The 15963-nt window shown below is 39.1% G+C and carries 6 protein-coding genes and 1 pseudogene; all 7 read right to left on the bottom strand.

Annotated elements, in window-relative coordinates:
* Nucleotides 1–263, bottom strand: a pseudogene (locus BLP87_RS11305) (IS4/IS5 family transposase); the annotation flags it as partial.
* A gap of 251 nt (nucleotides 264–514) precedes the next feature.
* Nucleotides 515–1828: an O-acetylhomoserine aminocarboxypropyltransferase/cysteine synthase family protein gene (locus BLP87_RS11300; RefSeq protein ID WP_242845861.1), complete on the bottom strand. Its 1314-nt coding sequence runs from the start codon at nucleotides 1826–1828 to the stop codon at nucleotides 515–517.
* Entirely contained in the window at nucleotides 1785–2549 is a 765-nt protein-coding gene (locus tag BLP87_RS11295; protein ID WP_026667926.1) for a VOC family protein, read from the bottom strand. Before BLP87_RS11295 ends, BLP87_RS11300 begins: the two co-directional genes overlap by 44 nt.
* Before the next feature lie 12 nt (nucleotides 2550–2561).
* A complete protein-coding gene (locus BLP87_RS11290; RefSeq protein ID WP_026667925.1) occupies nucleotides 2562–4658 on the bottom strand; it encodes a non-ribosomal peptide synthetase in 2097 nt (698 codons plus the stop codon).
* A gap of 20 nt (nucleotides 4659–4678) precedes the next feature.
* A complete protein-coding gene (locus BLP87_RS11285) occupies nucleotides 4679–7501 on the bottom strand; it encodes an amino acid adenylation domain-containing protein (RefSeq protein WP_026667924.1) in 2823 nt (940 codons plus the stop codon).
* 54 nt (nucleotides 7502–7555) lie between these two features.
* Complete coding sequence (locus tag BLP87_RS11280; RefSeq protein ID WP_026667923.1) at nucleotides 7556–8317, bottom strand: thioesterase II family protein; 762 nt, start codon at nucleotides 8315–8317, stop codon at nucleotides 7556–7558.
* A 10-nt stretch (nucleotides 8318–8327) separates the two neighbouring features.
* Complete coding sequence (locus tag BLP87_RS11275) at nucleotides 8328–15950, bottom strand: hybrid non-ribosomal peptide synthetase/type I polyketide synthase (protein WP_051625341.1); 7623 nt, start codon at nucleotides 15948–15950, stop codon at nucleotides 8328–8330.
* Nucleotides 15951–15963 lie beyond the last annotated feature (13 nt).

Below are 15963 nucleotides of genomic sequence, written 5' to 3'. Positions count from 1 at the left end.
CTAAAAAATTCGGGCTTAATCTTTTGTCTTTGCTGAACAAAAGCCGAGGCAGATGGCAATGAACTGACATCATGGAAGATATCAATCATCTCATTGGTTATACTCTTGCTTTCCATCTCGATGATAGCTCTGACTATTTTTTCGAATGGAAGCTTACGATTCCTAGTGAAATCTACTTTGGGATTAACAACATAATCCAACATGTTTTGAGTAGTGGTAGTGATTTCAGATAATAAAAGCTTTTTAATGTGTTTTGGTTTCATATGTGACCTCCTTGCAATCAAGTTTTCCTTAATTACAAGGGCCGCTTTCGCTACCTTTAAAACATCAGTAGCGAAAGCGGCCACACATTTACGATAATCTGTCAATACCTTTTAAGAAAAAAAGACCCCTATGTCATTTCTGACATAGAGATCTTTTGGGCTGTCATCTTAACTTAATGACATTGGCCGTCATAGACGGCTGTCTTTTTTTGTACTAGACAATATGTAATGACCTCCATTTTGTCTATATATCAGATATACGAAAGTGCCTGATCAATATCTTCGATTATGTCATTAACATTTTCTATACCTACGCATATACGAATCAAATCCGGTGTTACTCCGGAAGCTACCAACTCTTCATCGTTGAGTTGTCTGTGAGTTGATGATGCCGGATGGAGAATTATTGAGTGTGCATCTGCTGCATGGGTACAGATCATTGATACATTCAAATGTTTCATAAATTCCTCTGCACCTTTTCTTCCACCCTTAACACCAAAGGAGATTACTCCGCAGGTGCCATCAGGCATGTACTTTTTAACAAGGTTACTGTACTTGTTATCTTCAAGTCCCGGATAATTTACCCAACTTATTTTGTCATGGTCCTTCATAAAGGATGCTACCTTCATAGCGTTGCTACAATGTCTCTCGATTCGTACCGCAAGCGATTCAAGTCCTAAATTTAAAATATATGCATTCATCGGGCTTTGTACGGCACCTAAATCTCTCATAATCTGAGCTGTCATTTTTGAAATATATGCACCTTCCCGGCCAAAGTGTTTTGTATAAATCACACCATGGTATGAAGGATCCGGAGTTGTAAGTGAAGGGTACTTGTCTGCATGCTCATCCCAATTGAAATTTCCTGAATCGATAACACATCCACCGATTGTGGAATCATGGCCATCCATATACTTGGATGTAGAATGCACTACTATATCTGCTCCCCATTCAAAAGGTCTGCAATTCAAAGGTGTTGGAAATGAATTATCTACAATAAGTGGAACCCCATGCTTATGGGCCGCCTTTGCAAATTTTTCAATATCCAAAACTACCAACGCCGGGTTAGATACTGATTCTCCAAAAACAGCCTTTGTATTTGGCTTAAAAGCCGCATCCAATTCTTCCTCTGAGCAATCCGGATCTAAGAATGTAAACTCAACTCCCATTCGTCCCATTGTCATATGGAATAAATTATAAGTTCCACCATAAATCATGCTGGATACAATAACATGATCACCACATCCACATATATTAAATATAGAAAAGAAGGTTGCTGTTTGACCGGAGCTTGTTAATATTGCAGCACTTCCGCCCTCAAGGGCGCATATCTTTGCCGCAACATTATCGCAAGTTGGATTCTGGATACGAGAATAGAAATATCCGGATTTTTCCATATCAAACAATTTCCCCATCTCTTCACTTGAATCATACTTGAAGGTAGATCCCTGTATAATCGGAACTATACGAGGCTCACCATTCTTTGGCTCATATCCGGCCTGGACACATAAAGTCTCTTTTCTAAGCTTCTTCATTTTCTTCTGCTCCTTTAATATCTTCCTCATTAACAAATCCTACGTTCATACCAAATAATCCCTGCAATGGTGGCGGCGTAAAGTCATCTTTTTTGGTGAGAAACACCACCTTGGTTATGGCTGTCTCTCTACCCCTTATCAGCTTGACCTTCTTATCATTACCTACTATTCTCTCCATTGCCGGATAATCTCTGTCTGAGCATGTGACCTCCATCCTATAGATACTGTCAATTCCATTGCTGTGCTCAATATGCTCAGGAATCTGTTCTACTGAATATGCGGTAACCAGAAACGGTAATTCAGCAGGACTTAAAGGACAAAAACCAAATCCAACGTTTTCATCCCTTACATTACGTCTTGAGGAAATCATGTTCTCAGAAAGATTAAATCCTTCATTTAACAGTTGCTCTCTTACTTTTCCCATGTTCTCAATGGCTGCTGTCTTTCTGTCACATGGCTCAAAAGCAAAATCAGTAAATCCCTCCGGCGCATCGCGCCAAAATCTAAACCGGTCTCCCATCTGTTTTCCGAACTTCTTGTCCATAAACACCGGAGATAAATTTGCAGGTCCCTTCATCATATAAACTTCAATAAATGCATGGTCATTAAAGAAAATAAAAGCGTTTGGAGAAATAAGCCCCTTGTGACCAAACTCAATGGTAAACCCTGCATCTTTCAATCTTTTAACAGCATTTCTTGTACTTTTTACCTTTAAATGTATATGGCTAAGCCTATAATCAATATTATTCATGACTCACACTTCCTATCCTAATTCTTGTTCAAGTAACATCGCTAACTCTTTTTCACTTAATGCATCTAAATCATCTACTTCATCACTTTCATTGAAACAGGTATTATATATATACTCAGTAAGTTTTTCTACAGTGTTATGATTAAATACATCTACAACCGGTAGCTCCACTCTTGGAACTGTATTCAACTTGGCAACTATATTTACATTCATCTGTGAATTCAGTCCCATTTTCATAAAGGGCATGTCTAAGTCAATTTCCGATGGTGCTATATTAAGCATGTCAGCTATTAAATCAATAATGATGTTCTTAATATCTTCACTTTTCCTAACATCAATCTCACTTAAATCTGTGACATCTAATTGGTTTTTAATAAGCACTCCGTTAAGAGCACCATTTAAAAATAAATCCTTAGTAGTCTTTCTTTGTATCTTTCCGCTATCGGTTCTGGGAATAGAATTCTCTTCAACTAAAATAATTTCCTGCGGTTGTAAACTATATTCCCTAAAAACATTCTTACGTATATCCTGTGCTATGTCTTTTAATGTCTCCTCAGATAGTTTTTTACCCTTTATCTCCTGAACTAATACAATGCTGTCCTCATCCCGGAAAGATGCTGAAAAAGCACATGCAGCATAATTTAATAAATTATTACTGTTTGCTGATAAAGCTTCCAAATCTGTCGGATAATAATTTACTCCGTGAATGACAATGCTATCCTTATATCTTCCGGTTATATAAAGTTCACCATCTTCGCCTACAAATCCGGCGTCACCGGAATGTAGAATTACTTCTCCATTATTACCTTGCACAAATATTTCAGCCGTTTCTTTAGAACGCTTCCAATAACCGGCAGCTACAGATGGTCCGCATATACAAACCTCGCCTATAGACATTGGCGGCAATTCTTCTTGCTCCGGGGAAAGAATCATAATGCTGTTATCATCAATCGGCCTTCCTACTCCTACCAGATAGGTTCCATTTTTATCAACTTCACGTACCTTAAACGAGTCAGCAAAATTGCCACTGTTAAGCACTACAATTCTATTTTTTGACAATGCATTTTTATCAACTTCAAGCCATCCGGCCGCCTTATCCTCTTCGTTCATAGTCAACATCAACGTAGCTTCTGCCAAACCATATCCAGCTCTAATCGCTTCTGCTCTCATTCCAAACTTTTCACAAATATTCATAAGTTCAACTTGAGTGTTAAAGCGTACCGGCTCAGAACCGCTTATGAGTTTTTTCAATGAGGAAAAAGAAATATTGTCCGGATTTCCTCTTTCAAAAATTTCTTTTAAAATTTTGCTGATCAACTCATAAGAAAAATTAGGTGCAACTGTGTGAGTGGCTCTGTAATCACTCATGGCATGTATCCATTTCTCCGGATTACTTTTAAATAGCTCCGGAGACATAAAAACATTTCTACTTCCACTGTATACAGCGGTAAAAAGTCCCATTATCAATCCCATGTCATGATGATATGGCAACCATCCCACCCATGTAGATTCACCATTTAAACACAACCTTCTTTCAATCTGTTTAAGATTGTCCAATAGATTACTGTGAGTTATCATTACACCTTTGGGATCACCTGTAGAACCGGATGTATATTGAAGAACAGCTAACCCTTCTTCAAATTCGTTGCAATATAATTGTGCTTCTTTTGTCATGGAATAATGGAATACCGGAATACCCCCAAAATGTTCAGATGAAATTTCTTTCATTTTAGAAGCCGCACTATCATTTGTAAGAATTCCGGATGCCCCACAACTTTCATATACATTAACGTAGCGCTTTAAATCGGTTGCCTCATGAAAAATATCTAAAGGCACTGCAACTGCCCCGGCCATCAAACAACCATATAGCCCATACAAGAGTTCCATATCCTGCCTGTACATAATCATGCATCTGTCACCGGCTTTAATGCCACCGGCTTTTAAAACTCCGGCAATCCTAGCGCTATTTTCGTATAAAGATTTGAAACTACACTGCTGCGCTTCTCCTTCTTCCGGTATATAGATATAGGCTGTTTTATCAGGTGTATGTTTTCCACGGAGGTAAAGTATTTGAATAAGGTTCTTTATTTCATAATCATATAAAATCATGGTTAGTTACCTTTCCTTGGTCATATCTCACCAAACTCCATATCTTCATCATCAGAATTTGAGGCCTTCTCATCAATTAGCGCCGCTATTGCCCCAAGTGTTGGCTCGCCATACATTTCCTTCAAGGAAAATTCCACATTAAATTCCTGACGTACTTTTGTAAGCAAATGAGTTGCAAGAAGACTATCTCCTCCTGCTCGGAAAAAGCTCTGCTCAACTCCAACCTCATCAACATGAAGAATATCCTGCCACATAGCTGCCAGCTTCTTTTCCGTTTCTGTTGATGGTGGTGTCAGATCTGAAAGGTCATCTGTATTAACCATATCAATAAGAGCCTGTCGATCCGGCTTTCCATTTTTAGTAAGAGGAATTCTGCTTGCAAAAACAATTTTCTCCGGAATCATATATTCAGGAAGTCTTTGTCCCAAATAATACTTAAGTGCGTTAGCTGTAAGGCTTTCATCTGAGTCTTTTCTCTTTTCAGCCTCCAAAATAACAAATGCAGAGTCCTCATAGCCATGCCAGTTAACATTACAAAAACCTTGTCTCAAAAAACATCCTGCTGCTTGTTTAGCCGGCATAACCGGATTGTTCTCCCAGGGGCGATTTTCTTTAGTAAAGTTAATAAATCCCTTTTCCATTTGAGCTGCAGAAAGAAATGATAACGGTGGCAACTGGTTAAGATCTACAATATAGCTCTTTCCATGATTCTTTAACAATTCTCTGATTATAAATACGGCCTGCTCATAATTCGGATGAGTATGCATATCATTTATATCCACCACTACTTCAAAAGCATTTCTTAAATCATCCGGGACAATGTCCTTAATAATATGATAACTATGAGCTTCACCTAGCCTTTGTTTTGCCTGAGAAGTAAAGAAAGCCGTTTGATCTATAAACGTATAATCGATATCGGAATCCTCGGTAAGATTTACCAGCATCTCTGCTACCAATCCTGTTCTAACGCCAAGAACTGCTACATGAAGATTTATTTTCTCTTCCTCATAGAGCTCATTTATTTTCTCTGCGATTTCATTTACTCCGGCAATAATTCCCTTTTCTCTTAGTGAAACCTTTTCCGGACACAACCACTCATCTTCCATCATGTCGGCAGCGGTTTTCTCCCCCTTCATAACATCTGATAAAAGGATAATGTTTTCCTTCATCTCTTCTAAAACAGATTCCGCCTTCTTGTCCGTTAAAGCTATTTTCCCATGTGCATTTGTGATATATCCATATTTTTCAAGCACAGTCAGCCAATAATCGAAAACACTTCTATTTTCAGAATCGAAACCTAATTGGCTAAAGAGCTTATCTGCTTCAATTGGTAGACTTTGTGATTTATTGAGACCAAGAATCTCCATTAATGCAGCCGTAGCTATAACAGCCTGTTTATTTAATAACTCTGATGCATCAAACGTTGCCCCAATCTGTTTTGGCTCCTCTTGCACCTGGTTAATTATCTCTGTTACTACTGAGGCCAACATTTGCTTTTCATTTTTCTGAATCATTACAGTTCCTGCCCCACTAACTCTCTCATGAGCTATAAGGCTCTTGGTTATCTCATCCAACTCAATACGATAACCACCAAACTTGACCTGATTATCAAGTCGTCCAAGGAATTCAATATTGCCATCCTCTAAATATCTTCCTTTGTCGCCGGTTCTATACCAGCGGCATCCCTGATCTTCAATAAATCTCTCTGCAGTAAGCTCCGGAGAATTGACATAGCCTTTGGCAAGACCTACACCACCTATCTGCAATTCTCCTTCCTCTAAAGCCCCTTCAATCACTCTGTTTTCAGAAACAATTCTGTACTTTTGATTTGTAAGAGCCTTTCCATAAGGTACAGATTTATAACTGCTGTCAATTTCCTGACCCACTTCATAGCAGTTAGACCAAATAGAAGCCTCAGTTGCTCCGCCAAGCGCAATGATTCTGGCTGTTTTATTTTTTTCACGAATTCTGGTAATCAATGATGGATAAATCCAATCTCCCGAAAGAAGAATTAATCGTAGCTTTCCTACCACTTCATTCTTGTAATCCGCAGACAGGAGCATATCAAATAACATTGGAACAGAATTCCAAACAGTAGGCTGTTCCTTCTTCATAAGCTCTTTCCACTGTTCAGCTTCCTTTTTCATATTCTTATCGCAGATAACAACCTTTCCACCAACAGAAAGAATGCCGAAAATGTCATAAACAGAAAGATCAAAATCTATCTCCGAAACTGCGAATACGCTGTCCTCCTCAGTTACATTAAATCTTTTGTTGATATCTTTAATCGTGTTGCTTGCGGCAAAATGCTGTATTTCAACCCCCTTGGGCTGTCCGGTTGTTCCGGAGGTAAAAATAATATATGCATCATTTTCCGGATCAACTTCAATAGCTTGTGCCTTATCTGCGTCTAATACGGTTTCAGGTGTAATAACCTTTAATCCCATTTCTTCAAAGAAAACTTTGCTATCACAATCTGTAATAACAGTGGAGATCTCTGCCTTTTCACAAATGAACTTCCTGCGCTCCATAGGTACAGTTGCACTTATTGGCAAATAGGCACATCCTGCAGAAAGAATTCCCATTACAGCGCTTATAAATTCTGCACCCTTATCAAGGGCTGCTGCAACAATCCCCTTTGTATTGCTTTCTATTAGTGCGCCGGAATACTGCATGGCCTTTTCAGCTATTTCTTTATATGTAAAACATTTCACACCACCATCCGCTTGACGCTGAGCCACAGCAATGCGCTCAGGATATTGTGATGCCATATCAAAAAATCCTTCATGAATTAAACTTGGAGAAATATTTACTCCATTTTTTTCAATTATCTTGTTAGACATTATTAATCCTCCAATAATTCTTCCACAGAATCCTTTCCTCCCTTTTTTTTAAAGTCAATCTTGAATCTGATGATATATGTGAGCCTTGAGTTCCAGCTCATACTCTTTTCCAAGATCAAAAGGGAAGAAATGTTCTCCTTCAAACTCCTTTTTTTTCATTCCTATGGTCGTAACATTTTCCCACTCGTCCATCATCTCAATAGTGGCATCATAATCCTTTGAGCCGGCATAAGCTTCAATAGGAATACCAACTATCTCTCCGTTATAGACGAATGATTCATTAAGCTTATAGTCGTTCTTTACTCTCGGTATAAGAAACTGCATTAGTTCTTCATTCTCAAGTATTTCCTTGGGTGTACCTCCCATTACCTCTAATTCTTTTACAAGCATGCTGTCATCCATATCTGTTGTATAGCGATCAACTATGCTAATACATGGAGAGTGTCTACCCGAAACTATCAACAGCTCCGGCTTCGTGTCACAGTGGGTCTGCATGGTGTGAGCTGTTTTAAAAGCAATGGCAGCTCCCATACTATGGCCATAAAAAACTATTTTTCTTCCATCAGAAAACTCATCTATTGCTTCGGCTAATTGATCTGTAAGCTTTTTCATATCACAGATAGGTTCTTCGTCTATTCGGCAACCCTTACCCGGAAGTTCAATTGGAATAAAGGCTATATTTCTATCATTGATATCCGTCCATTTTTTATAAACAGCAGCCGAACCACCGGCGTGGTGGAAACAAAAAACCATCACGCCATCCTGTTTGGTTTCTAACTTCTCCGAAAAAGGAAACCATACTTTATGTTTATACATTATTCGCACCTCACATTTTTTCCCAGGAATCTGCATCCGCCAGTTCTTCTATAAATAAAATGTATTTATTAAACATCTCACTTATAACCTCTGCTTTAAATAATTCCTTTACATAATCCCAAATCAGAACCAACTTCCCTTCTCTGACCAAAGCTTGGTGATCCAGAGATACCTGAGGGGTTTGGCTTATTGCAAACAGCTCCTTTGTTTCCTTGAATATCTCTGACGTGTCCTCTTCATCTAAACTTCCGAACAACTCACTGGTGAATACAACCGGCAGAACTGCTTTAAAGGGATCTCCGTCTGACATCGCTTTAAGAATTTCCAGACCGTTATAGGTTCGATGCTCAACTGCTTCAAGAATTCGTGTCTTTACCTGCTTCATTTCTTCCAGAAAGCTGCCTTCATTGTCTCTTTTGTATTCAACAACAGTTACATTTGTAAAATCACCTAACAGCTTCTTCACTTCCTGATTGAGAGGCAACCTGTTATACACAGTAAGATTTAGTGAAAACTTTTCAGAGCCTGAGGCCATACTAAGTGCACGCATATATGCTGTACAAACTACAGCTGATGCCGTTGAAGAATAATTTCTTAAGTGGATATTAAGTTTCTGTGTCTGCTCCCGGCTTAGTTCATAACGCAATCTATCAAAATGAGGCTGTTTTACCTGATTGAACTGAAGGTTGTATGGCAGCTTAGGGGCGGGTGAAAGCTTTGAAGCCCGTTGTTTCCAATAGTTTTCAGCAGAAATTACATAATCCTTATCCTTTTGCCATTCATCCTTTTTGCACACATACCGGCAAAAACTATAGTTTGGAACATCAATACTTTTGCCCTTGTACAATTCGTATATCTGTCGAATCATCATATTGGCACTCCAGCCGTCTAAGAGCATACAGTCAAAACTGAAATGAACCACCCTTGAACCGTCTTGAAGCCGGCTGACAAACACATCAAACATTGGCCACTTGCCAACCTCATAAATTTTGTCTTTCCAGTTATCTCTCAGGTTTTTGAAGTCACCATCTGATAACTTTCTATCAGCGACTCTATAGATAGGCACCTTTTCCAGAATCATCTGTCTTCCATCCTCAAGAACAATTGAACGAAGAATATCATGACTATCAATCAAAGTATTAACTGCATTTTCAAGTTTTACCGCATCCACTTTATCCCAAATAAATTCCGCATAATAATGAGCACTGGTTCCGCCCAGTTCGTAATCATTTGAACGTCCAAGAAGATATGCTTTTTGTATCGGAGTAAGCGGATAAGCATTTTTCTTAATATATTCCTCTTTGTGCTTATCCCTTTTTTCCTTCTCTTTAAGATAGTCTAAAATCATCTGCTTATCTTGCTTAAGTTCCTGACGAATTTCATCAGTCATTGCACCCTTTTCAGCTTTAAAGCGCAATGCTCCATTTTCGCTATACAAAGTGATTCCCTTTTCTTCATATTTTTCCAATGGAGAGATTTCATTTAATGAATCTTCTATTCTGATAACCTTCTGCATAACACTCTCAGCATGATTTAAATTGTCATTTTGTTGTACCTTACCATCAAAGAACTCCACCAACTCCGAAATAGCATTGTAGGAAAGCATTTTACTAACAGATGGTCTGATGCCATAGGCATTTTCAAGTTCATCAGCAAGTCGAATCATATCAACAGAAGATACTCCAAGGTGTCCGAAGCTTTCACCCGGATTCACATCAGCAATATCAAGAATTTCACATATTTTCTTTAAAACCGGAGAATCATTATCGGTATTCCTATGTTTTTTAACTTTCTTCAGTTCCAAATTCTCATATATGTCTGCAAGCTTTTTGCGATCAAATTTACCATTGGCTGTCAATGGAAAACTGCTGATGTTTACAACAGCTTCCGGAATGAAATAATGAGGTAAGTATGTCTTTAACTGCTCTATTATTTTTGAACTATCCGGTTTATTCTCTGTCTCTATAAACACAGCTAGGCGCTTTGTCTTATTCCCCACAGGAACTGCAGCGGCTCGGTCATTTATTCCGCATTTTTTTACTGCAGCTTCTATCTCTGCTGTCTCAACTCTGTATCCATTTATCTTCACCTGACCGTCTTTTCTTCCAAGGAATTCAATGCATCCACCCTTGTGATAGCAACCATAATCCCCTGTATCGTACAAGTGCTCTCCTGTCAGTTCATGATTTATAAATGCCGCCTTTGTAAGCTCGGGCTCGTTATAGTAACCCTTTGCCAGACCTGCTCCTGCAATATGAAGTTTTCCCGGAATATGATTGGGGCACCTTCTTCCAAACTCATCCAAAATATAAAATCTCTGATTTGCAAGAGGATAACCATAGGGCACAGAAGTCCAGCCAACAAGTGGCTCATTAACATCAAAATAGTTAGACCATATTGATGCCTCTGTCGCTCCTCCCATGCTGGTAAGCCTTCCATTTGGAAGTGCCTTGGAAAGCTTATTCGGAAGTTCCATTGGTATCCAGTCTCCTGAGAGAATTACCTTTCTGATATTACAGGTAAGTCCACGTTTAAGCAGATGATCGACAAAAATATCCATAATTGTCGGTACTGAATTCCATACAGTAACATCATTGGCTACCACAAGCTCATATTGCTGCTTAGGATCAATACGCTGCTCTTCAGTCGGCATAACAATAGTTCCTCCGACTGTTAACATACCAAATATGTCATATACCGATAGGTCAAAACTCAATGACGATACAGCTATGGCACTGTCACTTTCGCATATACGATATTTTCTGTTTACATCCTCTATGGTATTCATTGCTGCTTCATGTGTTATGAAAACACCCTTTGGTTGCCCGGTAGAACCCGATGTATAGATGATGTATGCTCCATCAGAAGCTTTAACTTCTCTATAAATATCTTTGTTACAATTTCCGGCTATTTCATCTGGAACCAGCTTCTTTAGATTATAATTTTCGTAATCCCGGTCTGTAATAATGCAAAACGGCTTTGCCTTTTCTATAACACGTTCTGTTCTTATCTTCGGCTGTCCATAAGTAAGAGGAACGTATATACAGCCTGCCTTTAGTACTCCAAGGACAGCAGCAATCTGTTCAAATGACTTAGGCAGTTCTATTAATACTCTATCTCCCGGCGTTGCCCCTGCTTCAATAACCGCATTTGCGATACTGTTTGCTCTTTCATTTAATTGAGCATAGGTATATGTACAGCCGTCATTTATAAGCGCCGCCTTATCCGGAATGCGCTGTACATTCTCAATAAATCCCTCATGGAGTAGCTTTCCCACATAATCATAATTTGTTCCATTAGCCTTATGTTGCTCCTCCTTCTGTTTTTTAGAGCGCAAATCAGTAAGTGTTGTGCTGAAAAATTCCTTACCATCTATAGCTTTATTAACCAGGTCGCAATACACCTCAAACATTGCATCCACAACCCCTTCGCAGAATGCCTCATCCAAGGAATCCCAGGAAAGAACAAGGGTACCATTTTCAAAAAACACCTGATGATCCAAGCATACCTGTGGTGTTGACGAAACAACGCTTCGCAAGCTATCCATAATGCCGGACTCTTCCTGAAGATTTTCATCCAATCCAACAGCACTGGTAAATATCACCGGATATAAACGAGACTCTCCGGTTTGTTTTCTAAGCATGTCGGTAAACTTTACGGCAGAGTACTCACAATGAGAAATGTTTTCCATCATGTTTTGCTGAAGCGCCAATGCGTTTTCAGCTATGGTAGTCTGCTTTCTGGTAATATCTACCAGAGCAAGCTTAGTAAAATCGCCTATCATATTCTCCGTATCCTTACCCACATCGTGACGTCTAAATACAGTCAGCATAACTGCATAATTTCCTCCGCCACCGTAAGCAGAAAGAACTTCAGAATACAAAGCAAATAATGCCGCTGAAGGAGTCAGGCCAAACCTGGCTGCATTTTTAGAAAAACTCTTCCATCTGTCTTTAGTAATATCCATTCGTCTACGAATGAATCTTCTATTGGAATTGTCCATAAATACACTTCGGTTGTATGGCAACTGAGGTGCATTTGGAAAATCCTGTGCTTTTTTAGTCCAAAAGGCCTCGTCCTCTATCTGTTTTTGCTGTATCTCTTTTGACCTGCGACAGAACAACTCGTAGTCTCTATAAGTAATTGTGAGATCCTCTAATTCTTCTCCCCGATATAGCTTGTTTAAATCTCGCTTGAAAATAAACAAACTCATTGCATCAGCTATCATAAAATCGATGAGAAAATGTATACGATATCTGCCTCCGGATAATCTGGATAATCTTATCTCGTATAGAGGGCCGCCAAGGGGCAGTATTTTGTGGAACATCTCTTCTCGGATCTCTTCAAGTTCACTTATATTCTCTTCAGAAATATCCACAACTACCACCGAAGATGTACATTCTTTTTCTATGTATTGAATCGCATCCTCTGTAATACGACATCTAAGCATATCGTGTCTTGCCTCAAGCTTTTTCAGTGCTTCGATAAATTTTGCCTCATCCAGATTGTCTACATCTGCTTCAAAATAAGCACAGCAAGCCGAACCTGAAAGCATTGCACGATTATTGTCTCTACCGGCCCAATATGCGTATTGAACTTCATTTAACGGGAACTCTTTATTTCTATCTTCTTCATTTATGGTAACTACAACCGGACCTTCCTCACCCTTTTTATTGTTGTTCTTACTGTTTTGAAGCACAGCCTCAATGACTCCCCCCGGTGTATGCGCATTGAAAAGCCGGCTCAAAGTCAGGTTGGTACCAAAGGTTTTATTAAGAGCTTTTAAAACTGATACTGCACTTATTGAGTCAATTCCAAGGCTTACAAGCTCTGCCTTTTCATCAAGCTCCTCCGGCTCTGTTCCAAGGAGTTCAGACAATATCGTCTTTACATTTTTTTCATTAACTTCAAGGTCATTTTCACTGTTATTTTCAACCTGCAGCTTCAAATCTAATGAAGTTCCATTGCATTCCCTTTCACCTCTTAATGTATGAATATATGGAATCCTGTTAGGTGCAAAGGCATAATTGGGAATATCTTTTAAAACAGGTGAGAAAGGCTTATATAATTTTTTGAAATCGACCTTTATTCCATACTGATATAGTTCACAAACAGTCTTTATTGCATGTGAATTATCTATGTTTTTATCAGCTATGCAAACACAGTCAGCTTCGCCACCCGTGATTGCTGCAATAAGTCCATTTAAAACCGGCAATGCACCAATTTCAACAAAGACAATCTCCTCAAGGTTTCCTACAGTATTTATACTGTCGCAATACTTAACCTCCGACAGAATCTGCTCCATCCAATAGGAAGCATCCGCAAATAAATCACTTTCATATCCGGCTGTAACTGTAGATATCATTTTTACAGTTGGCCTACTGTAGTCGATAGTTTTTGCCACTTCTCCAAATTCTTTTGCTGCTGCATCCATGAAAGGAGTGTGGAATGGTCTTTCTGTTTTTAAGAAGACTGTACGTATTCCTTTTTTCTTAAAAATTTCATCTGCCTTTTCTACTGCATCATTAGTACCTGCAACAACAGTTTGCATAGGTGAATTTGAGGTTGATATATAAAGTCCGGGGATTTCAGAAACCACATTTTGCACTTTAACTCTATCAGCAAATACTGCCAACATTTTTCCCTCAGGAGATAACTCCTGCATAAATCGTCCACGAGCTGCAACAAGCTTTACTGCATCTTCAACTGAAAATACCCCTGCTGTACATGCTGCTGCATACTCGCCTATACTATGTCCGATTACCACTTCCGGCTTTATTCCATAAACCTTAAGCATCTGAACAAGTGAGTATTCCACTGCAAATATTGCCGGCTGAGCATTCTCTGTCTGATTCAAATCGTAATCCTCAGAAAAAACAATATCTCTCAAGTCCCTATCAATATACTTTTTAAATAGGTCAGCACAATGATCAAAGCTACGGCGGAATGTCTCGTTGCCCTTGTAATACTGCTCACACATGCCTTTGTACTGAGAGCCTTGGCCTGTAAAAACATACACCGCTCTTCTTTTTTTATTCACACGATTACTTGAAATTCGCTTTGAGAGTTTTGAGATTAACTCATCCTTACTTTCTCCTATAATTAACCCTCTCTCCGGTAAGCTATCTCTTGTAATATTGTATGAGTAGGACAAATCTGTAAGATTACATTCATCATTTGTTTCCAAGTAAGCCTTAAGAGCTTCTGCCTGTCTTTCTAATCCCTTTTTATCAACGGAAGTAAGCACAAATGGATAAGTCTCCATAGATTTACCTTCCTGCTTATTATCCTCATACTCTTTTAGTACAATATGTGAGTTCGTACCGGAAAGACCGAAGGAACTGACACCGGCAATTCTGGGTTTGCCGTTCTCAGTTTTCCAGTCCATAAGTTTATCTGCTACTTTTACCGGAATAGCAGACCAATTGACATATTCTGATGGAGTATCATAGTTCAAGCTTTTTGGAAGCTTTTTATTCTCCAACATTAGAGAAACTTTTATTAAACCGGCTATGCCTGCTGCTCCTTCAAGATGTCCAATATTAGTTTTTACCGAACCGATATACACAGGCTTTTTTCTGGAATCAGACAGCCGGCTTGATATTGCCTGTATCTCAATTGGATCTCCAATGGCTGTTCCTGTTCCATGAGTTTCAATATAGCCTATATCATCTGAATCTATCCCGGCCTTGTCCCAAGCCCTACGCAACAATTCTTCCTGCGCAATACCATTTGGAGCGGTAAGGCTGGTACTTTCCCCGTCTTGATTTAATTCTGAGCCAATAATAATACTGTGAATATTATCATCATCTTGTTTGGCGTCAGACAGCATTTTTAAAATAATGGCAGCGGCACCTTCACCGCGAACTGTTCCATCTGCATCCTTGTCAAATGCCCTTACTTCGCCTTTTTTTGATAGTATTCCAAGTCCTGCAACCTTTTGAGTAATCTCCGGAGAAAACATAATGTTGACTCCACATACAAGTGCCATGTCACAATCGTTATCCTTTAAGTACTTCAAGGCAGTATCTATGGCTACAGATGAAGAAGAACAAGCGGTGTCTATTGAAATAGATGGACCACGCAAACCGAAAAAATAGGAAATCCTTCCGGAAATAAAAGAATGATCTATTCCGGTTATGTTCATGTTTTCTTCGTTTCTAAGCATGTTTTCATAACCAAAATCATTTTGTACAACACCTACAAACACGCCCACTCGTTTGTTTTTTAACATTTCCGGCGAATATCCGGCATTCTCAAAAGCTTCCCAACATACCTCCAGAAGAATTCGCTGCTGAGGATCAAGGTAAGCAGCCTCATCAGGAAGTATTTTAAACAGTCTGTTGTCAAACTCTTCAATATCTTCCAGAAAACCACCTTTATTCAGATATGGGTTATCATCAAACTTCTCCTTACCGTATTCATTCCAGCGATTATCCGGTATAGCACAAATCCCGCTTTTTCCATCTTTAAGAAGATTCCAAAAATCATTGGTGTTACGTACACCACCGGGAAATCGGCACGCCATTCCAATGATGGCTGCCGGTTCATTTCCCTTTGCTTCCTTGAGTTGAGCTTTTAACTGTCTGATCTCAAGAAGTGCTTTTTTCATCAACTCTTTATCGTTTGGCATAATATAAGGTCCT

The organism is Butyrivibrio hungatei (assembly GCF_900101605.1).
GTDB classification, from domain to species: Bacteria; Bacillota; Clostridia; order Lachnospirales; family Lachnospiraceae; genus Butyrivibrio; species Butyrivibrio hungatei_B.
This window is presented reverse-complemented; position numbering and strand designations above follow the sequence as displayed.

Excerpts from the sequence above, each read along its gene's own strand:
- BLP87_RS11280 (WP_026667923.1), bottom strand. The coding sequence starts at position 8,317 with ATGTATAAACATAAAGTATGGTTTCCTTTTTCGGAGAAGTTAGAAACC.
- BLP87_RS11300 (WP_242845861.1), bottom strand. The coding sequence starts at position 1,828 with ATGAGGAAGATATTAAAGGAGCAGAAGAAAATGAAGAAGCTTAGAAAA.
- BLP87_RS11290 (WP_026667925.1), bottom strand. The coding sequence starts at position 4,658 with ATGATTTTATATGATTATGAAATAAAGAACCTTATTCAAATACTTTAC.
- BLP87_RS11285 (WP_026667924.1), bottom strand. The coding sequence starts at position 7,501 with ATGTCTAACAAGATAATTGAAAAAAATGGAGTAAATATTTCTCCAAGT.
- BLP87_RS11295 (WP_026667926.1), bottom strand. The coding sequence starts at position 2,549 with ATGAATAATATTGATTATAGGCTTAGCCATATACATTTAAAGGTAAAA.
- BLP87_RS11275 (WP_051625341.1), bottom strand. The coding sequence starts at position 15,950 with ATGCCAAACGATAAAGAGTTGATGAAAAAAGCACTTCTTGAGATCAGA.